This is a genomic window from Pseudalkalibacillus hwajinpoensis (assembly GCF_015234585.1).
Classification (GTDB): Bacteria; Bacillota; Bacilli; order Bacillales; family Guptibacillaceae; genus Guptibacillus; species Guptibacillus hwajinpoensis_B.
This window is the reverse complement of record NZ_JADFCM010000008.1, coordinates 821789-839503: the sequence shown is the minus strand read 5'-3', so window position 1 is coordinate 839503 and position 17715 is coordinate 821789. Positions and strand designations below refer to the sequence as shown.

Below are 17715 nucleotides of genomic sequence, written 5' to 3'. Positions count from 1 at the left end.
ATCTCATGTTTTTCTTCAATTGGATAGCAAGACAAGAAAATACGTTCGCATCTAAAGCGACATTATTTGTAAATTATCATACTCGATGGTTTTTAGGATGATCCGTCAGGGTATATCAAATATAAGAACATATTTACAAAGGAGTTTTGACAATGGAAAAAGAATTCGAAACATTTAAATGGGAGCTAAATAGACTAACAAGAGACATGACCGAATTTGTGCATAGCTACGAAAAGCTCGACGAAGGTCAAAAAAGAAGTGTCGCATCGAACTATCCATTTAAATCAGATCTTCATGACCTAAAGAATATGCTTGCTACGTGGAACAATACCGTTAATAAAATGTAAAAAGATGAGGAGCACTCCCACTTTAGGGGGTGCTCCTTTATTTAGAAATCATGTTTCTTTCATAACTTCATACATCTAAAGAGTAGAGATTTGTATAGAAGGAGGTCAACGATGTATACCCACAGAAAGTATTACGAGCCTTATGTTAGTCCATTTGATCCATGTCCCCCTATTCGAGTGAAATCTTATTCCACTCCTCCTAATCTTTATATGGGATTTCAGCCCCCAGGACTGGAGCAATATTCCGCACGTGAAGCTCTCTCTCGAGGTACTCTCTGGAAAGCCTTCTATGATCCCTATCCTTATCCTTCAAAGCAGGGGGAGTAAAACATGTCTAAACAGCTACCGAAAGCCTACTATGAGCTGTTAGAGGAACTGCAGGCCACTGATTTCGTTCTCGTTGAACTGACTCTTTACCTTGATACACACCCGGATGACTACGAAGCCATTCAACAATTCAATGAATATGCCAAAAGAAGTAAGCATCTTAAGAAACGCTATGAAAAGGAATATGGTCCCCTTCAGCAATACGGCAACAGCTATTCAAACTACCCATGGAATTGGGGCGACGCACCGTGGCCATGGCAAGTCTAGTCTGGAAAGGGTGAACCTCAATGTGGCTATATGAAAAGAAATTGCAATATCCCGTTAAAGTCAGTACATGTAACCCCATGCTTGCCAAATTTTTGATTGAGCAATATGGTGGTGCTGATGGTGAACTAGCAGCAGCCCTCCGTTATTTGAATCAACGGTATACCATTCCTGATAAGGTCGTCGGGTTATTAACCGATATCGGAACAGAAGAATTTGCTCATCTCGAAATGATCGCTACAATGATCTACAAACTCACAAAAGACGCAACCGCAGATCAAATGAAAGAAGCTGGACTCGGCGCCCACTATGCTAATCATGACAGTGCCCTATACTACTCCAATGCCGCTGGCGTCCCATGGACAGCAAGCTACATCGCCGCCAAAGGAGATCCAATCGCCGATCTATACGAAGACATCGCCGCAGAAGAAAAAGCAAGAGCCACCTACCAATGGATCATCGACCTCTCAGACGACCCAGACCTAAACGACTCCCTCGCCTTCCTAAGAGAACGAGAAATCATCCACTCCCAACGCTTCAGAGAAGCCGTTGAAATACTTAAAGAAGAAAGAGATAAGAAAAGGATATTTTAAAACGAAATGCGGATGTGGGCGGTTAAATCCGCAGGGCGTTGGAACCCATGAGAATGAGACGCTTTTTGTCTCAATCGATTGGGTGAAACGACCGGAGGATTTGCCCACTGCAGCTAGACATGAAATGCGGAAGTGGGCGGTTAGACACGGCAGGCACTGGAACCCTATAAATTGAACACGGTCTTTGTGTTCGAGTTATAGGGTGAAGTGACCAAGTGTCTGCCCACTGCAGCTAGACATGAAATGCGGAAGCGCCCGTATAGCCTCGACAAGCGCTGGAGCCCTCTAAAAAGAACACGCTCTTTGTGTTCATTTTAGAGGGTGAAGCGATCGAGAGGCTGGGCGCTGCAGCTAGACACGAAATGCGGAAGTGGGCGGTTAAATCCGCAGGGCGTTGGAACCCATGAGAATGAGACGCTTTTTGTCTCAATCGATTGGGTGAAACGACCGGAGGATTTGCCCACTATAGCTAGACATGAAATGCGGATGTGGGCGCTTAGACACGGCAGGCACTGGAACCCTATAAATTGAACACGGTCTTTGTGTTCGAGTTATAGGGTGAAGTGACCAAGTGTCTGCCCACTGCAGCTAGACATGAAATGCGGATGTGGGCGGTTAGACACGGCAGGCACTGGAACCCTATAAATTGAACACGGTCTTTGTGTTCGAGTTATAGGGTGAAGTGACCAAGTGTCTGCCCACTGCAGCTAGACATGAAATGCGGATGTGGGCGGTTAGACACGGCAGGCACTGGAACCCTATAAATTGAACACGGTCTTTGTGTTCGAGTTATAGGGTGAAGTGACCAAGTGTCTGCCCACTGCAACTAGACATGAAATGCGGAAATGGGCGATTACCCTCCACAGGCACTAAAAGCTTAAAACCAAAAACAATAACACGCAAAAGCCATCCCCTTTCGGGCATGGCTTTTCCTTTATCTCACATGATCTTCAGTACGATGTTTTCTCGGGCGTTGATTCAATTTGATTTCAATTAGTTTGCCCGCTCCCCATAATACAACTATAGCAGCGAGAATCAGCACCATCTCCAAAGGACGATGGATCAGGGCAAAGACATCATGTCCAATAAAAGACACGATCGATATCATCACCATTTTCCCTAGTAAAACGGCGAGTACAAAGCTTCTAATGCTCATATTTGAAAGACCTGCGACGACGTTGATTAAAGCTGATGGCGTAAATGGAAAACAAAGTAGAAGAAATACCATCCCAAATCCATGCCGCTCGATCCAGCGAAGTGTTTTTTCGATTTTGGCATGTTTTGTAATCACTCGCATGAAGCGCTGTCTAGCAAGCTTTCTGACCACTATAAAAACGATCAAAGCGCCAAGAGATGCACCAAGCCATGAAAGTAAAGAGCCATACCAGAATCCATACGCAGCCGCATTTCCTGCTACAAAAAGAAAAAGGGGTAATATGGGAATCACAGCCTCAAGCATTGGTAGCAAAATTCCAGGCAAAGGACCAAGTGCACGATACTGACCTAGCCACTCTCTGATTGTTTCTTCATTCAAAAAGTCTTTAATCATTTCCCATTCCATATGGGAATCAACCTCGTTTCCTGATGCATACGTCACTGCGAAAGCACATAATGCTTATTTCCTTTATTAAATCACAAAAAATTATGATAAGAAAGTCTCGTCTATTTTAACAACGCTTCGTACACTTCTTCATCAAGAGCTTCCGCTTTCTTTTGGTTATATGTTTTTTCATATTGTGGTTCTGCCGTTATTTTCGCACCCCAGAACATGCTTTCTGCGACTTGAGTAACTTCCACATTAATCTTAGCAAGCTTCAGTGACACTCCTTGCATCGCTTCCTCTAGGATAGAAGCTTTTCCGTGAATGGAATATACCGTTTCCAATCCGATTATTGTAAAGACAACATTAGAATGCTGTTTGACATTTTGAATTGTTCTTGAGTTAGAAGTCACAGAAAAGCGAATATTATTTTTATCTAAGCTTTTCACCCATGATATCGCTGATACATTGGGTGTATGGCTTTCATGATCAATCGTTGCAAGCATTACAAGCTTTTCTCCTTCTAAAAAGGTTACAAGATCTTCTGTTAGCTCTGTCATAATCCCCTTCTTCGCCAAAATGCCTCATCCTTTCAATTTCTTTGATCTATTGCTTTCCTAAAAGATTACCACGAATCCCTCTTAATGGAAACGCTTCACCATTTCAAACCGAATTTATACTATAAGGAAGACTATATTAATGAACATAATTGATTATCAATATAAGCTAACATATAAAAAAAGCCGCACTCACATGAGCACGGCTAACAGGGGGAAAATCACTTTCAAACTACTTAGGGGGTTTGATAAAGAATATTCCCGAATGTCAAAAAACCAAACTACAAATTTAAAAATAAATTATTTTTTTTCATTCATTTTGAGTGAACCACTTAAATCAACGTTAATCGACTGAAATTCAGGTAAATTTGATAGCGTCATAGAAACTGGGAAACCGGATGTGAAATGCTCATGATCAAGATCAATCTGTATACTGTTCGGCTCCCCGATAGGTCTTGTTTGATAAATAAGAATAGAACTCTTCTTATCATCTTTCATTTCCAAAAGAATAGGCTTGCGGGCTTCAATAAGCTGCCGCTCTTCTTCTGATGCAACATCAAATCGCTCTTCATAAGTCTTTCGGCTTTCAATATCAAATTGATTAAAAAATTGCGAACTTATTTCTTCTTCAGAATCAAATGAAATCACAAGTTGCTGACCATCATCCTTTAAATGAACAGAATAAGAGATTCCGCTGTACTCTCCAATGGTTACCTTTTCTCCCTTTGCCATCGCTTCCAAGTCAGATTGCGCGATTGTTTTACTAACTGATCCGTCTTTATTAAGAATCACTTCATTTAATCGATATGAGAACTGTTTCTGTATTGCCCGAAAAGGTTCTAAAGGAAGATAACTTCCATCCTTGTCTTCCCTTACATCATACTGAATGGAGTAGGGGTTTTCTCCGCTTGTATTGGTAACTACAAACTTTGTTTGCGGATCGTATTCACCTTCAATATAGAGTTTATTCATGTTAAGACCTGCTTCAAAATGAGAAAATGTAAGCTCTCCATCCTTTATTTTTACACTTTTGTTCAAATCCGTTTCAGCATATACATTTGAAGAATAATCACTTTCTAAAGACAGCTCCTGATTTTCCAAGTTCACCTTCTCATCATTTCCTTGAACATACGCATCTTTAATAAGGACGGAATTTGCTGATGAAAAACGATTGAACTCATTTATAGTCCCACCGGCCTCATGATTCGGTATTAAAATATCAGCCTGATAGATACGGTGATTCACAACATGAGGCTTGCCATTTTGCTCCTTAGAAATGTTCTGCTGATTAACTAAATATGATTCGTTTGATCCTTCGATTCCTGTAAAGCTAACTGACCCGATATGTAATCTTGGTAAATTATATGGTTGATCACTTTCCTTCAACGAAAAGGAATAAGTAAGATAAACGGCTCCGTAATTTAGAACCATTACATCATGGATAATTAAATCTCTCTCGGCTGAAAGAAGGGGGATACTGCGCTCCTCACCACCCAATACTCCTAACTCTCTTGCTAGTCGAGTCTGCGGAACACTGTTTTCCATTGCTTCTTCCCAACTACTAGTAGATTCGTATACTTCAAAAAGAGACTCATCCACTTTAAAATTAGGCTCCCCATTCTTAATCTGATTGAAAATAACAAGGAACAGGACGAAAGATAAGAAAATTCCAATAATTTTATATAAATTTAATTTCCTCACATAGATCCCTCACTTCTGATCGTCATACCTCTATTCTATCAGTTTTGAACTTATGATTTAAACAACAGTCCTATCTCAGCATCCTTTTTAAAGAATAAACCAAAAAAACTTCCTCTAAGGAAGTTTATGGTGCTATTTCAACTGGAATTCGAAACAAGAAACTCTCTTCTTTATTATTCATCACAATAGGTACTTTAACTTCAATCTGATATGCACCTGGATCTAGAGGTTCTGTAACAAGTGAATCCCCTTCGATAATTTCATCATTAGACACCTTCTTTTCGACTGAAGGTACTAAAGAATTATATGGAATAACAACTTCGTCTGTATTTTGTTCAGTAATTTGGTAATCCAATAGCCCGTCTTTTACTACCTCAACCTGAGTATTCTCGTCCCCTTCATACTTTATCTTGGCAGTAAGGGTAATACTGTGATCTTCTGCTAGTTTACTATTCACCAGAGCGCCTATAGGCATTTTTGGCTGCGTCTCCGACCTTGATACCACGTCTCTTTGATTTTCACTAAGCAAGTATTCACTAGTATTCATTTTCCGATCACTAAACAGTACATTGACAGCGCCTACAATAATAAAAACAATAAAAAACAATATAATTAGCTTAGAACTATCTAACTTCCATTTCTTCATAACGACATCCTTCCACGCTTATCTCAATGCACCTAGTATATCATTTCCTTATCCGAATATAACAAAAAAACTTTAATGAATAAGAAGTTTTGATACACTTAACTGAGGATTCAGAGAAAGGATGTCATCACATGGATTTAATTATAGATGTACTTTATGGAACTGGAATTGTTTTCTTACTGATTGCTGGTTTGTATTTAGTGGATCAATTCCGCAAATAAAGTCTTATGCATTAGGCCCTGCTTTGTACACAACCGATGGCGATGGATCAACAACGGAGGCATCATATTCCTGTTGAACCGACCCCTGTGGCATTTGTTTAATGATGCGAACGAGTTCTTCTTCATCAGGGTTGTACCCTTTTCGTGATAAGTACTCCATTATTTCTCTAGTGCTCACCGGTTCTTCAACATTTCTTAAAAAGCTTAAAATTTCATTCTGCATGATTTGTCTCCTTTCAATACGTCAACGTCTCACATTTTTATTACCCTATTATCAAAAATTATAATCGTTTTCACACCCGACTCTTTCCAAGCGTAATGAAATTCGCTAAACTTAAGATAGTTTCAGCTTTACTAAAATGAAAGATTCTATATAGAGGAAGGAGAAGGACATTGCGTTCATTATTATTAGTTATTTCAATGATGTTCGTTATCTTGGCGGGGTGCGGTAATAATTCATCTCAAACCTCTAACGAATCGAACGGAGGAGAACAAATGCAGGAAAAAATCGCTTTTGAAACAGTCGAAATGCAGAATGCTCCTAAAGATGTTCAGACAACCGTTCAACAAAAATGGTTAGAAAAATCCACTTTTACGATTCCATCAAATGACGATCTCTATATTATTATTACTCGTGGTGAAATGCCAACAGGTGGTTATTCAGTTTCAATCGACAGTATTATTAAAGAAGGCAACGAAATTGTTGTCTCGTATTTCTATACTGATCCGAAAAAGGATGATATGGTTACACAAGCCATTACAAAACCAATTGTGATCTCAAAAATCGAGATGACGAATACTCGTGTTAATTTTAAAGAAATTCAAAAAAGCGTTCCTAATTAAGGATTCGCTTTTTTGTTACACACAAAATTGTAGCGCTTACAACATTCGTTATGAGCCATTAACGGGGAATTACGCTTTTATTTATCCAGCTCCATTCCCCATGGCCTCGATCACTTCGTCTCTCATGCTGAACACAAATTGCGTGTTCCTTTGAGAGACTCCAGTGATTGTCGGCCATTAACGGGGAATTACGCTTTTATCTATCCAGCTCCATTCCCCATGGCCTCGATCACTTCATCTCTCATGCTGAACACAAATTGCTTGTTCTTTTGAGAGACTCCAGTGATTGTCGGCCATTAACGGGGAATTATGCTTTTATTGAAAGGACTGAGGATATGATTGTTTATGAGGATAATGATTGTTTTGTTATGATTACACAGCATGATCACGCCTTGCTTTCAGGGCAGTTTGCAGAAGCGTTGCGGAAACCTTTTTGGCCAGAGAACCTTTATCAGGAAGATGTTTTATACGCGATAAAACATCATGATCGTGGATGGATTCCACTTGATGAAGTTCCTTTTTGGAATGATCGCCGCGAAGCACCCTACTCCTTCTTAGACTTCCCTCTAGCTACTAAGCTACAATTCTATAAGAAAGGGATCGAGGAAGTGAGTGAAAAAACAATTTACGGGGCTTTTCTTTGTAGCAAACACTATCGCTCTTTCTTTAATGGTGCCGAGTCGGAGCATGCGATTCGTTTTTACGCAGAAGAAGAGAATAGACAAGATCAGCTCAAGGAATCAATTGATATTCCTGATGATCTTCTAACATTTCATTATCAACTTCTTCAATTTTGTGACGACCTCTCGCTCTATGCTTGTTTTCAAGAACCGGGTGTCCAAAAAGAGGAAGAGCTCTCCTGGTATCGGAATGGATTCCCTCAATCCTTTTATTTTCTGGAGGAACAAGATTTAATACGGACAAGCTGGAAATCTACTGATACGATACAAATATCTCATCCTCTATTTGATGAAGACCACGTCTTTCAGGTGCAGCTTAAGCGTGTTCCAAAAGAACTGATCGGGACTGAAGGAATTTCAAAAGCTTATCAATCTACTCCAGTTGAATATCGTAGATTTCACTTTAGTAGCTAATGCTGACAATAGACAGTAAGATATTTGCCTCTGAACGAAAGCCAGATTCATCACGCCAACTTGAATAGGAACTTCCCTATCATTTAGGAAGTTCCTGTGTGGGTATGCAAAGTCCTCTCTCTTAAGAAAGGCGTTAAAAAAATAACGTTACGAAATAGAAAATAGTTCCCAGACCGGCAATGGAATAATTAAAAAGGCGATTGTTTTCTGACCAATTCTTTTCAGCGTTGAATTTTTCAAAGGCAAGCATTCGATAACTCGTCTCGCTTCTCATTCTCAACACACCCTTATTCGATTATTCTGACTATTCTTTCTATTATTGTAAGCGCTTACTTATTTAAAGTAAAGGTTTAATCACAACAAAAAAGCCGTTTATTTAACGGCTTTCACACTGGTCAAGTGGGTCTACTTCGTTTCGCCACGTTTCTTCATTACGCAGTGCAAACAGTAGCCAATCTTCGTTCCCATTATAATTGGAATCGTTCCATTCGCGGAAATGAACCACTGATTGAAAGATCTCTCCCTGAATTGATTCAATTAATTGGTTCCTCTTAGGATGATCTTCTATCCAATCAAACAACTCTTTTGTGAGAATTGATTTGAGATCGAACTTCATAAGGTTTCCTCCTTTACTTTACCACACAGGAAGAAAATATCAGATGTTAGTTTCACAAAACTTCCTCATTTTGATGGTTCATTTGCATTAGGGCATTTAATAATCGGTCAAGCTCCTGACTACAGCGAATGGTTCTCTCTGATGCAAATCCATATCGTCCCGCAACTTCAAACATTTCTTTGCGTTTTTTTTCAATTGCATCATACATGTCTCATTCCTCCTCATGCCAATACATTACCATTATGCCCATTTCTAGAAGGAATCAAAACGTATTCGACCAAACTTCCTATGCTATGTCAGAATTAGTAGGAATAAGACAAAATCTTTTGCTAAACTCGATTAATTGTGTAAAGAAATAGCTCTCTGTATGAAACTATCCTCCTGTAAAGATATTTATATAGTTCTCTTATTCCCCTTTTTCAGTTGTTTAATCCACAGTTTGCATTTATAGATGAGTGCTATTCCCATTTCTTTTTATCATGATATTAAAATTCGTCGAGCCGTTCGTAAATGATTTTTCATAAGTGAATCCAGCTCTCTCATACACCTTGATCGCCCGCCTATTAAACGATGCTACGGTCAGTCTGACATTTGAGAACCCATTGATTTCTATTGCATAAGCAAGTCCTACCTTCAAAAATGCTAACCCGGTTCCTTTGCCCGCCTTATTTGGATGTAGTCCCAAACCAATATCTATAAAGTTCTCCTCGTAGGCGTCAACTTGGTGACCAGCTGGTACCTGAGCCGATTCTCCATAGCAAAAGTATCCAATCAAATTTCTTTTGTCATCTATCACAAAAAAATAAGACCCATTCATAAACTCTAATAATTCTTCTTGATCGCCTGTAAAACTATACAAAGAATAAGGTTCGTCATATGTCCACGTTTGAATTTCTTGTGCCTTTTCTAAGGTCATAGGGTGAATTCTCATAGCTTTATCGATTCCCTTCCCACTCTCCATGAAACTGTGATAAAAATGATTGTATGAATTCATGCCGTTCTTCTGCAAGACTTTTTCCCGTCTCGGTATTCATAAGATCTTTTAATTTCAGAAGTTTTTCATAAAAATGATTAATAGCGGTAGACTGTTCATTTCGATAGGCATCCATTGTCATATTTGTTCTTGGTTCAATAGAAGGGTCATAAATCAATTCTGCTTTGGAGCCGGCGTACACAAACGTTCGTGCAATGCCAATCGCCCCTATCGCATCTAATCTGTCCGCATCTTGCACAACTTGTGCTTCGAGACTCTTGACTGGTGGGCGATTCCCTCCTTTATAAGAAATAGTCGTAATAATTTCCATAACGTGTTCTCGATCCGCAGCCTTTAATTGATATAGCAACGCTTCTACCTCTCTTATCCCCTCTTGCTCTGAGGAAGCTACTTTATCATCTGCTAAATCATGAACGAGTGCTGCTACTTCACAAATAAAGGTGTTAGCACTCTCTTCATCTGCTATTCTTTTTGCTTGTTTCACAACCCGATCAATATGATGCCAGTCGTGACCGCTACCTTCTCTTTCTAATTTTCGTCTAACGTACGTTCTAAGTTCACTCAAAATAGTATCCATGCTAATATGTCTCCTTATTGAATAATTGAATTATGCCTACTCGAAATTTCCTATCGCTTATAAATCGAGAAATGGATAATAGTAGCCAAAACTTAACCCTCACAAAAAAAGGCCAGCTATATGCTGACCTATAACTTCTCTTCGACTTCGGCTTTCTTTAGTAAATCTTCTTTCATTTGCTGAACCTTCTCTTGCGTTTTGGTTTCGACCAAATAGTCTTTTATACGATCCTTCATTTCTTCAAAAGATGGTGGATTCTCAGCATCTTTTGAGAACTGATCATCATAAAATGATTTCATCTCTTCTTCGGTCACTTCGGGTGTTTCAATTTTCTCTTTAACGAACTTATCTACAACGACAATATCAGAATACTGACTTTCAAGCTGAGCAAGCGTCATGCCTTGACCTTCTAGCGCTTTCTTCAGCTCATCCTCACCATCAAATTGAGCCTTTATTTGCTCAAGTTCAGTTTCAACTTCTTTATCTGATGCAGAGAAACCTTCTTCCTTTGCTTTCTGAAGCAGAAGTTCCTGTCCGATTAAATTATCCATAACTTCTTCTTCAATTGACTTCGCCACTTCCGTATCCGATGGATCTTCACCGCTCATCGTATAGCGCAGCTGAGTTTGAACTAGCATCGAATTATAATCTTTTCCCTTAATATCTTCACCATTTACAGTAGCAACAACCTTATCTTCTTTTACCTTCATCGCTTCTAGTTCTTCCTGTGTTTGATCCATTGTTCCTGATTCTTCTGAAGGCTTTTCTTCTTTGTTCGCTTCACTATTATTGTTACAAGCAGCGAGCAAAAGAACTCCAATAAGCATTAATAAGCCAAGATATTTTTTCATGCAGATGATGAACTCCCTTCAAATATGACGAAACGTCTATGTTGATTATAGGACTTATTATAACATTCTTAAAAATACTTCATAATAAATATGGGATATTTTTGTTTTTTCAAGACTGACTATAGTAAAGCCACAGTTCGAATAATCAACAATAACAGCTAAGATACCGTTTAGTAAAAAAAGACAAAAAAACCCTAGAAAATCATCTAGGGTTAGTGTAAATAATGATATCGTTTTTCTAATCGCTCTTGTATGAAAGACACACATACACAAACAGCCCAATAAATTAGCGCAACTAATATGTACATCGTCATAAAGTCGAACTCTCGGCCTCCAACTATTTTCGCATGATGGAGTAATTCTGGAACTGTAATGACCGCCGCTAAAGATGATGCCTTGATTAGATCAAGCATCACATTCGATAATGGCGGAATCGCTATTCGCGTTGCCTGCGGCAATATGACTTCCCTCATTGTTGTCCAATAAGGCATACCGAGCGCTGTCGAAGCCTCCCACTGCCCTTTTTCAACAGATGACAGCGCAGATCGCTGTATTTCAGCAATATAGGCGGCGCTATTTAAGCTAAAACCAATCAATGCTGATGTTAAAGCTGAAAACTCAATGCCAACGACAGGTAACCCGAAATAAAGAATATAAAGAAAAACAAGAATCGGTGTACCCCTCATAAACGAAATGTAAAGTCGAGCTGGCCACCTGAGGGCTCTCCATTTTGACATTCTTCCAAGAGCAAGAAATAACCCCATCACCAGTCCGATAATCATTCCAACAAACGCGATCAATAACGTTAATCCAAGTCCTTGAATGACATAGGGAAACGACTTTAACGCAAGACCCGCATCAAATAGATATTCCCAATGTATTTCCCCCACTTGTTACAACTCCCACTTATTCTTCAAAATCAATATCTGGCTTAACTGATACGTTAGCTCCATCAAAGAACTTCTCTGAAAGCTCTTTGAGCGTGCCGTCTTCCTTCATCTCTTTAATGGTTTCATTCACTTTTGTTTCCAGTTCTCCGCTATCTTTTTTCATAACGATCGACTGATCATTTGGATAGTATTCGATATCTGGATGGATTGTAATATTTAAATCCGGAAAGGCAGCAAGAGCGAGCTTCTGTAAGTAATAATCATTCAAGATAATATCCGTTCTCCCTGTTGATACATCACGTAAATACTGTTCGTTTGTCGCATTATCGTAAGTTACTTCCTCAGCACCGTGCTCACGAGCTACCTTCATATAAACGGTTGTTGAAGCACCAGCGGCTTTCTTCCCTTCAAGATCATCTAGTGAATCAATTCCAGATAAATCATCTTTTCTTACGATCGCTGTTCCGTAAGAGTATTTAACTGGTTCAGAAAAAGCAAATTTTTCTTCTCGCTCTTCCGTTGATGTAATATCGTTTGCAGCAAGATCTACTTTCCCTGAGTTGATGCTTGTTAACATGCCATCAAAGCCCATTTCTTCAAATTCAACTTCAAGATCAAGGCGTTTCGCCATCTCTTTTACAACTTCAACTTCGTACCCCGTCACTTCGTCAGAACCTTCTTCATAATAAGAAGTTGGATAGAGCGTCCCAGACGTAGCTACCGTAATCTTTCCTTCTTCTTGAATCTCTTCCCAGGCAGTCGGTTTATTTTCAGTTGCTTCATTCGATTCGTTTCCACCGTTCGAACAAGCACTTATCACAAAAACAACTAGCCCCATTAAAAGTACAGGAGCCAGTCGCTTAACGAAATTAGTCATTCATTTCACTCTCCTTTAATCTAGTAAACAGTAAAAACATATCACTATATGACAGTGTATTGCAACAATTACAACACATTCTTTTATATACAAACTATTCCAATTTTTCAATCATTGTTTGATCGCTATGTTACGATAAAAACAACTTCAATCGTAAAGAAAACACCCTTAGATTCAAGAGTGTTTCAACTGTTCATCTATTTTTTCATGAAGATATTTTGTAGCCTGATCGAGGTGCTTCAAAGCTTCACCAGGAAATTTGTCAACGTCTTTAGCTCTTTTTACATGTCCATATAAAACGAGATCCTGAGAATTCATCACAATATCGAGAACTTCTCTACCTACCTCATCTTTATTTTGATCCATGTGAATAGCTGTTTTGTACTCTCTCACTACTTCAGTTAGAATTTGTAACCTCTGTAAATCCATTTATACTCATCCCTTTACAGTCATTAATCCTTTTTAAGCGTACCATGAACGACTCAGAATGAACACCAAAGCTATTCAATGAAACGGAGTAAATCACCATAGATCACTTGATCAGAATAATCTAATTCATCTTGAACCTGACCAAAATAGCGAGCACATTTGTTTCGATTGGTTTTTGAACTTGTTTCTTTGTTATAACACGTATTTTTAGTATAGATAAGATTCTCTGTCACAAAGCTTCCATCCCTGAAAATAACGAGATCTTCTCGTTTTTTCGAGAATAGGCTTGTGCCAAAATTCAAACTTGTGCTTTCTTCTACGCCTAACATCTCTAAGATTGTCGGCTTTAAATCAACCTGTCCTCCAACTGTATCAATCACCTTGCCTTCTTCACCTGGAACGTGAATGATGAGAGGCACTTTTTGTAGATCGACATGTTCTACAGGACCTATTTCTTCACCTAGATAATCGCCAAGAGCTTTATCATATGTTTCAGATAACCCATAATGATCACCATAAAGAACAAAAATGGAGTCTTCATATAAACCAGCAGCTTTCATTTCTTCAAAGAAAGTCTTAATCGCTTCATCCTCATAGCGAACCGTTGCATAATATCGGTTTACTACTTCTTCCGGAGTCTCCGGCAGTGAAATCATTGTGTCTTTTTCTTCTAATAAGTAAGGAAAATGATTTGTCAGTGTAAGAAATTTTGCCGAATATGGCTGATCCAGTTCTTTTAAGTAAGGAATCGATTGCTTGAAGAACGGGATATCCTTCAAACCGTAGTTGATGGAATTATCGTCACTCACTTCAAAATCCTTTTTTGAATAAAAGCGATCGTAACCAAGCGTTTCATACATTTCTGACCTATTCCAAAATTCCCGATCATTTCCATGAAAAGAAGTTGTCGTATACCCCTCGTCATTTAATGCCTCAGGAAGCGAGAAAAACTCATTCTGTGGCTTTCTAACGAACACAGACCCTCCGGAAAGTGGATACAAACTGTTATCAATCATAAATTCAGCATCAGACGTTTTCCCCTGTGCTGTCTGGTGATAGAAATTAGGAAAGAAAAAACTTTCTTCCTTCAACTTATTTAGATAAGGTGTGGCTTCTTCCCCATCGATACTTTCATCGAGCATAAATGCTTGCGTAGATTCTAAAGAAATAATGATCAGATTTTTCCCTTTCGCGATCCCTTCATAGGAGGAAGACTTCAATTCCTTTTTCTCTACATAACTTTCGATCTCTGATAGTTCCGTATCATCCGCAAACGCACTATTAATGGATGTAAACGAGTTATAGCCTATATCATAAATATGATATGTATAAGCACCAAGTGACTTAACAAATAACTCTCGATCATATGATTTTTCAAATAGTAATGGATGCATAATTAACGCCAGTCCAGCTGTTCCTACTAATATGCCGACACCAGTAAACGCCGTTCTTTTTCGTAGTTTCTCTGATAACGGGGTCTTATGTAAATGATTTCGTTTTAGGATCCAAAATAAGATGATGGAGTCGAGCACGATGAGCGGATCATATAAATTCAACAGCTCAACTGTACTTTGACCTAAACCTCCAACGTTACCAAATTGAAAAAGAACAGGAACGGTAACAAAGTCTATGTAGAAACGATAATATAAAATATTACAATAAAGTAGAGCTGATAAAATAAAATAAACTGCTAATATTAGGCCTGGTTTTGACTGCTTCCTAAAAAGACCTATACCTAGCAGTAATACGATTGACCCTATTGAATTAATGAACAGAAACATTTCTTCGCCAATTCCGCTCAATGAAAACGAAAATTCAAATCGATAAACAAGATACGTTTTCAGAACAAGTAATCCCACTAATAATAAATAAAAATGCCACACTGACTTTTCTTTTGTTCTCTCTGCTTCCATCACTCACACCCCTTATATCTCCCTAACATAAATGAACTCTTTCTTTCTTTATTTACCACCAAAGGGGGATAACCAAACTACCGGCAAATCCCTCCTCTCTAAAGACGAATGAATAATCAAGAAAGTTTCATTTTAATAGGAAAAAACAAGGGCGATTACTCCAAACGCAATAAGAAAAAGTCCAATTGTGACACAAGAAATCGTTACCACCCACCACGGTATTGAATCAAGAGCTTTCGTTTCAATAAAAAAGAAAATACTTTCTTCTTTATCTGTTGCTTCAGATGCCCTTGCATGACCTGCCGTATCCGATTTTATTGCCTCAAGACGATGAAACAAATACTTGGGGCTCCCCACCAATACAACACCAGCAATCCAGAATATCACAGCTATCGTCCAACCCATTTCATGTCCGCCTTTCCAAAATGCTTATTTGTTCAGTAGTATGAACGACTTGATCAAAAAAAACACCTCTAATATAGAGGTGTTCTAAATCAGAATCCGTTCTGGTTTTGTATAAACATTGAAGCCTTCATGGCGAATAAACCCTACTGTTGTAATGTTAAGATCATCCGCTAATTGAATGGCAAGCTCAGTGGGAGCCGATTTGGAGAGCAGTACACCAATCCCCATCTTGGATAGCTTAATAACAACCTCTGATGAAATTCTTCCGCTAAACGCAACGCTAAGATCAGAAGGGTGAAGATGGTGACGGAGTGCGTAACCATATAGTTTATCAAGAGCATTATGTCTTCCAATGTCAGTACGTGAAGCCACCATTTCTCCATTTTTGAATATGGCCGCGTTATGAACACCACCAGTCGATTTAAACGTAGCTGACTGCTCTTGCAACGTTCTCATATTAGCAAGACAAACGGAGGCGGTTAATTCAGGTGCCTTCATAATCGTACGAGCCGTTTTCGAATCACTTTGCAAATAAAAATGTCTACTTTTTCCACAGCATGAGCTAATGACGCGCTTTGTATATGTCTCAGACGTTAATGAACCTTGAACAGCAGCTTTTACATTCACAATCCCTTGCCCATCATTAAAAAGCATTTCTTCAACATCGTGATAAGATCGAATCACCCCTTCTGAAGCGAGAAATCCAATGACCATATCTTCTAAATGATCAGGTGTACAAACAAGCGTTGCGAATTCAGTATGATTAATTCGAATCGTGATTGGTTTCTCAAGTGCAATCAAGTCTTCCTTCTCTTTAAATTCCCCATTTTCATACCGTGTGATTTTGCGTTCAGTCGTATGTTTGAATTCTTTCTCCATGATTATCCACCTATAAATGACATTTCAATCTTGTCTCTATTTAAAACACTTTCCTCTGTTCGCTCATCTGAATAGCGATCATGTCGACCATTCCAGAGATTTGTTAGCATCTTCCGTAATTCTTCATCTGTCGCTCCATTACGAAGCGGATTTCGTAAGCTCGTTCCTTTCGAAGCAAATAAACAAGTGTAAAGAGCTCCATCAGCTGAAAGGCGCGCTCTTGTACAGCTAGAACAAAACGAATCACTGACAGATGAAATAACACCAATTTCACCAGATCCATCTTCATATTGATAGCGGCTAGCCACTTCGCCAAAGTATGCAGCATCAACAGATTTAAGAGGAAAAGTCTCTGCTATTTGATCAATAATATCTTTCTTATTCATCACATGATCAAACTTCCAGCCATTTGAATTTCCTACATCCATATACTCAATAAAGCGAACGATGTGACCGCTATTTCTGAAATAATCTGCCATTGGAACGATTTCATGATCATTGATTCCCTTTTGAACGACCATATTAATTTTCACTTGAAGACCTGCATCGGCAGCAGCCTGAATTCCTTCTAAAACGGGTTTTATCTTTGTCCCTCTCCCATTCATTTTGCCAAACGTTTCATCATGAATGGCATCGAGACTAACATTCACTCTAGTGAGACCTGCCTGCTTTAATTTTAATGCGCTCTTTTTTAATAAAGAAGCATTCGTTGTTAAAGCTATATCATCAAGACCTTTAATTTGTGATAGCATACCAATAAGAACATCGAGATCCCTTCTAAGTAGCGGTTCTCCGCCAGTCAGACGAATCTTCTCAACCCCCATCTCAACAAATAACCGAGCGAGACGCGTGATCTCCTCAAATTGGAGAAGGCTCGTTTTAGGAAGAAATTCATAATCAGGACCGAACGTTTCTTCAGGCATACAGTAACGACAGCGGAAATTACAACGGTCCGTTACGGATATACGAAGATCTCTTAAAGGACGTTTCAGTTGATCGTATAGTAGTGTTTCAGTTGACATGAACCTCGCTCCTTTCAAACAGTTGTCATGTGCTAATCGTAACGCTTCAGGGTACTTTTTTCCAGTTATAACTTATCCAATTCTTAAGTAGTCTTTAAAAAGTTCTATATTCATAATAAAAGAGCGCCG

General features: G+C 38.9%; 24 protein-coding genes. 6 read left to right on the top strand and 18 right to left on the bottom strand.

All coding sequences use genetic code 11. The features are described from left to right. Nucleotides 1-152 precede the first annotated feature (152 nt). The 4 genes from IQ283_RS16105 to IQ283_RS16090 all read left to right on the top strand — a co-directional run bounded on the left by IQ283_RS16105 (nt 153) and on the right by IQ283_RS16090 (nt 1531). Complete coding sequence (locus tag IQ283_RS16105) at nt 153-347, top strand: hypothetical protein (protein WP_194221130.1); 195 nt, start codon at nt 153-155, stop codon at nt 345-347. Between the two features lie 111 nt (nt 348-458). After that, complete coding sequence (locus IQ283_RS16100) at nt 459-674, top strand: spore coat associated protein CotJA (RefSeq protein ID WP_194221129.1); 216 nt, start codon at nt 459-461, stop codon at nt 672-674. Between the two features lie 3 nt (nt 675-677). Next, nucleotides 678-941 (top strand): spore coat protein CotJB, encoded by a 264-nt coding sequence (locus IQ283_RS16095; protein WP_194221128.1) that lies wholly within the window; start codon nt 678-680, stop codon nt 939-941. 20 nt (nt 942-961) lie between these two features. Further along, complete coding sequence (locus tag IQ283_RS16090; RefSeq protein WP_194221127.1) at nt 962-1531, top strand: manganese catalase family protein; 570 nt, start codon at nt 962-964, stop codon at nt 1529-1531. A 934-nt stretch (nt 1532-2465) separates the two neighbouring features. Here IQ283_RS16090 and IQ283_RS16085 read toward each other — a convergent pair. From IQ283_RS16085 to IQ283_RS16065, 5 genes are all read right to left on the bottom strand, one after another. Beyond that, complete coding sequence (locus IQ283_RS16085) at nt 2466-3092, bottom strand: TVP38/TMEM64 family protein (protein WP_194221126.1); 627 nt, start codon at nt 3090-3092, stop codon at nt 2466-2468. 101 nt (nt 3093-3193) lie between these two features. Further along, on the bottom strand, nt 3194-3649 hold the full coding sequence (locus IQ283_RS16080; protein ID WP_242057368.1) for a pyridoxamine 5'-phosphate oxidase family protein: 456 nt from the start codon (nt 3647-3649) through the stop codon (nt 3194-3196). Nucleotides 3650-3928: 279 nt separating this feature from the next. Further along, nucleotides 3929-5329, bottom strand: a complete 1401-nt coding sequence (locus IQ283_RS16075) for a hypothetical protein (protein ID WP_194221125.1) — start codon at nt 5327-5329, stop codon at nt 3929-3931. A gap of 124 nt (nt 5330-5453) precedes the next feature. After that, nucleotides 5454-5975 carry a hypothetical protein gene (locus IQ283_RS16070; protein ID WP_194221124.1) on the bottom strand — a complete coding sequence of 174 codons (522 nt, stop codon included), beginning with the start codon at nt 5973-5975 and terminating at the stop codon, nt 5454-5456. Between the two features lie 225 nt (nt 5976-6200). Then, nucleotides 6201-6419, bottom strand: coding sequence for a hypothetical protein (locus IQ283_RS16065; protein ID WP_194221123.1), 219 nt, complete (start codon nt 6417-6419; stop codon nt 6201-6203). 170 nt (nt 6420-6589) lie between these two features. On the opposite strand from IQ283_RS16065, the gene IQ283_RS16060 reads away from it, so the two are divergent. Further along, nucleotides 6590-7039: a protease complex subunit PrcB family protein gene (locus tag IQ283_RS16060; RefSeq protein ID WP_194221122.1), complete on the top strand. Its 450-nt coding sequence runs from the start codon at nt 6590-6592 to the stop codon at nt 7037-7039. A gap of 335 nt (nt 7040-7374) precedes the next feature. Next, nucleotides 7375-8133: a DUF3891 family protein gene (locus IQ283_RS16055; protein ID WP_194221121.1), complete on the top strand. Its 759-nt coding sequence runs from the start codon at nt 7375-7377 to the stop codon at nt 8131-8133. Between the two features lie 133 nt (nt 8134-8266). Here the strand turns inward: IQ283_RS16055 and IQ283_RS16050 are convergent, their stop codons facing one another. From IQ283_RS16050 to moaA, 13 genes are all read right to left on the bottom strand, one after another. Continuing rightward, nucleotides 8267-8407 (bottom strand): hypothetical protein, encoded by a 141-nt coding sequence (locus IQ283_RS16050; protein WP_194221120.1) that lies wholly within the window; start codon nt 8405-8407, stop codon nt 8267-8269. A 102-nt stretch (nt 8408-8509) separates the two neighbouring features. Further along, on the bottom strand, nt 8510-8749 hold the full coding sequence (locus tag IQ283_RS16045; RefSeq protein ID WP_194221119.1) for a hypothetical protein: 240 nt from the start codon (nt 8747-8749) through the stop codon (nt 8510-8512). 52 nt (nt 8750-8801) lie between these two features. Then, on the bottom strand, nt 8802-8957 hold the full coding sequence (locus IQ283_RS16040; protein WP_194221118.1) for an aspartyl-phosphate phosphatase Spo0E family protein: 156 nt from the start codon (nt 8955-8957) through the stop codon (nt 8802-8804). A 237-nt stretch (nt 8958-9194) separates the two neighbouring features. Then, nucleotides 9195-9665, bottom strand: a complete 471-nt coding sequence (locus IQ283_RS16035) for a GNAT family N-acetyltransferase (protein WP_242057367.1) — start codon at nt 9663-9665, stop codon at nt 9195-9197. 19 nt (nt 9666-9684) lie between these two features. Further along, entirely contained in the window at nt 9685-10320 is a 636-nt protein-coding gene (locus IQ283_RS16030; RefSeq protein WP_194221116.1) for an HD domain-containing protein, read from the bottom strand. 128 nt (nt 10321-10448) lie between these two features. Then, a complete protein-coding gene (locus IQ283_RS16025; protein WP_194221115.1) occupies nt 10449-11171 on the bottom strand; it encodes a SurA N-terminal domain-containing protein in 723 nt (240 codons plus the stop codon). A 212-nt stretch (nt 11172-11383) separates the two neighbouring features. Beyond that, on the bottom strand, nt 11384-12061 hold the full coding sequence (locus IQ283_RS16020) for an amino acid ABC transporter permease (RefSeq protein WP_194221114.1): 678 nt from the start codon (nt 12059-12061) through the stop codon (nt 11384-11386). A gap of 16 nt (nt 12062-12077) precedes the next feature. Continuing rightward, the gene (locus IQ283_RS16015) at nt 12078-12938 is read right to left on the bottom strand and encodes a transporter substrate-binding domain-containing protein (RefSeq protein ID WP_194221113.1); all 861 of its coding nucleotides are present in this window, start codon (nt 12936-12938) and stop codon (nt 12078-12080) included. Between the two features lie 174 nt (nt 12939-13112). After that, complete coding sequence (locus tag IQ283_RS16010) at nt 13113-13367, bottom strand: hypothetical protein (protein ID WP_194221112.1); 255 nt, start codon at nt 13365-13367, stop codon at nt 13113-13115. 71 nt (nt 13368-13438) lie between these two features. After that, nucleotides 13439-15280 carry an LTA synthase family protein gene (locus tag IQ283_RS16005; protein ID WP_194221111.1) on the bottom strand — a complete coding sequence of 614 codons (1842 nt, stop codon included), beginning with the start codon at nt 15278-15280 and terminating at the stop codon, nt 13439-13441. A gap of 132 nt (nt 15281-15412) precedes the next feature. Next, nucleotides 15413-15685 carry a hypothetical protein gene (locus IQ283_RS16000; RefSeq protein WP_194221110.1) on the bottom strand — a complete coding sequence of 91 codons (273 nt, stop codon included), beginning with the start codon at nt 15683-15685 and terminating at the stop codon, nt 15413-15415. Between the two features lie 84 nt (nt 15686-15769). Further along, nucleotides 15770-16564 carry a formate dehydrogenase accessory sulfurtransferase FdhD gene (fdhD, locus tag IQ283_RS15995; protein ID WP_194221109.1) on the bottom strand — a complete coding sequence of 265 codons (795 nt, stop codon included), beginning with the start codon at nt 16562-16564 and terminating at the stop codon, nt 15770-15772. Nucleotides 16565-16566: 2 nt separating this feature from the next. Further along, nucleotides 16567-17586 (bottom strand): GTP 3',8-cyclase MoaA, encoded by a 1020-nt coding sequence (moaA, locus tag IQ283_RS15990; protein WP_194221108.1) that lies wholly within the window; start codon nt 17584-17586, stop codon nt 16567-16569. Between the last annotated feature and the right edge of the window lie 129 nt (nt 17587-17715).

Coding starts and splice junctions, on each gene's coding strand:
- IQ283_RS16100 (WP_194221129.1), top strand. CDS start 459: ATGTATACCCACAGAAAGTATTACGAGCCTTATGTTAGTCCATTTGAT.
- IQ283_RS16065 (WP_194221123.1), bottom strand. CDS start 6,419: ATGCAGAATGAAATTTTAAGCTTTTTAAGAAATGTTGAAGAACCGGTG.
- IQ283_RS16105 (WP_194221130.1), top strand. CDS start 153: ATGGAAAAAGAATTCGAAACATTTAAATGGGAGCTAAATAGACTAACA.
- IQ283_RS16050 (WP_194221120.1), bottom strand. CDS start 8,407: ATGAGAAGCGAGACGAGTTATCGAATGCTTGCCTTTGAAAAATTCAAC.
- IQ283_RS16030 (WP_194221116.1), bottom strand. CDS start 10,320: ATGGATACTATTTTGAGTGAACTTAGAACGTACGTTAGACGAAAATTA.
- IQ283_RS16085 (WP_194221126.1), bottom strand. CDS start 3,092: ATGGAATGGGAAATGATTAAAGACTTTTTGAATGAAGAAACAATCAGA.
- IQ283_RS16010 (WP_194221112.1), bottom strand. CDS start 13,367: ATGGATTTACAGAGGTTACAAATTCTAACTGAAGTAGTGAGAGAGTAC.
- IQ283_RS16025 (WP_194221115.1), bottom strand. CDS start 11,171: ATGAAAAAATATCTTGGCTTATTAATGCTTATTGGAGTTCTTTTGCTC.
- IQ283_RS16055 (WP_194221121.1), top strand. CDS start 7,375: ATGATTGTTTATGAGGATAATGATTGTTTTGTTATGATTACACAGCAT.
- IQ283_RS16015 (WP_194221113.1), bottom strand. CDS start 12,938: ATGACTAATTTCGTTAAGCGACTGGCTCCTGTACTTTTAATGGGGCTA.
- IQ283_RS16005 (WP_194221111.1), bottom strand. CDS start 15,280: ATGGAAGCAGAGAGAACAAAAGAAAAGTCAGTGTGGCATTTTTATTTA.
- IQ283_RS16095 (WP_194221128.1), top strand. CDS start 678: ATGTCTAAACAGCTACCGAAAGCCTACTATGAGCTGTTAGAGGAACTG.
- IQ283_RS16045 (WP_194221119.1), bottom strand. CDS start 8,749: ATGAAGTTCGATCTCAAATCAATTCTCACAAAAGAGTTGTTTGATTGG.
- IQ283_RS16000 (WP_194221110.1), bottom strand. CDS start 15,685: ATGGGTTGGACGATAGCTGTGATATTCTGGATTGCTGGTGTTGTATTG.
- IQ283_RS16070 (WP_194221124.1), bottom strand. CDS start 5,975: ATGAAGAAATGGAAGTTAGATAGTTCTAAGCTAATTATATTGTTTTTT.
- IQ283_RS16090 (WP_194221127.1), top strand. CDS start 962: ATGTGGCTATATGAAAAGAAATTGCAATATCCCGTTAAAGTCAGTACA.
- IQ283_RS16035 (WP_242057367.1), bottom strand. CDS start 9,665: ATGACCTTAGAAAAGGCACAAGAAATTCAAACGTGGACATATGACGAA.
- fdhD (WP_194221109.1), bottom strand. CDS start 16,564: ATGGAGAAAGAATTCAAACATACGACTGAACGCAAAATCACACGGTAT.
- IQ283_RS16040 (WP_194221118.1), bottom strand. CDS start 8,957: ATGTATGATGCAATTGAAAAAAAACGCAAAGAAATGTTTGAAGTTGCG.
- moaA (WP_194221108.1), bottom strand. CDS start 17,586: ATGTCAACTGAAACACTACTATACGATCAACTGAAACGTCCTTTAAGA.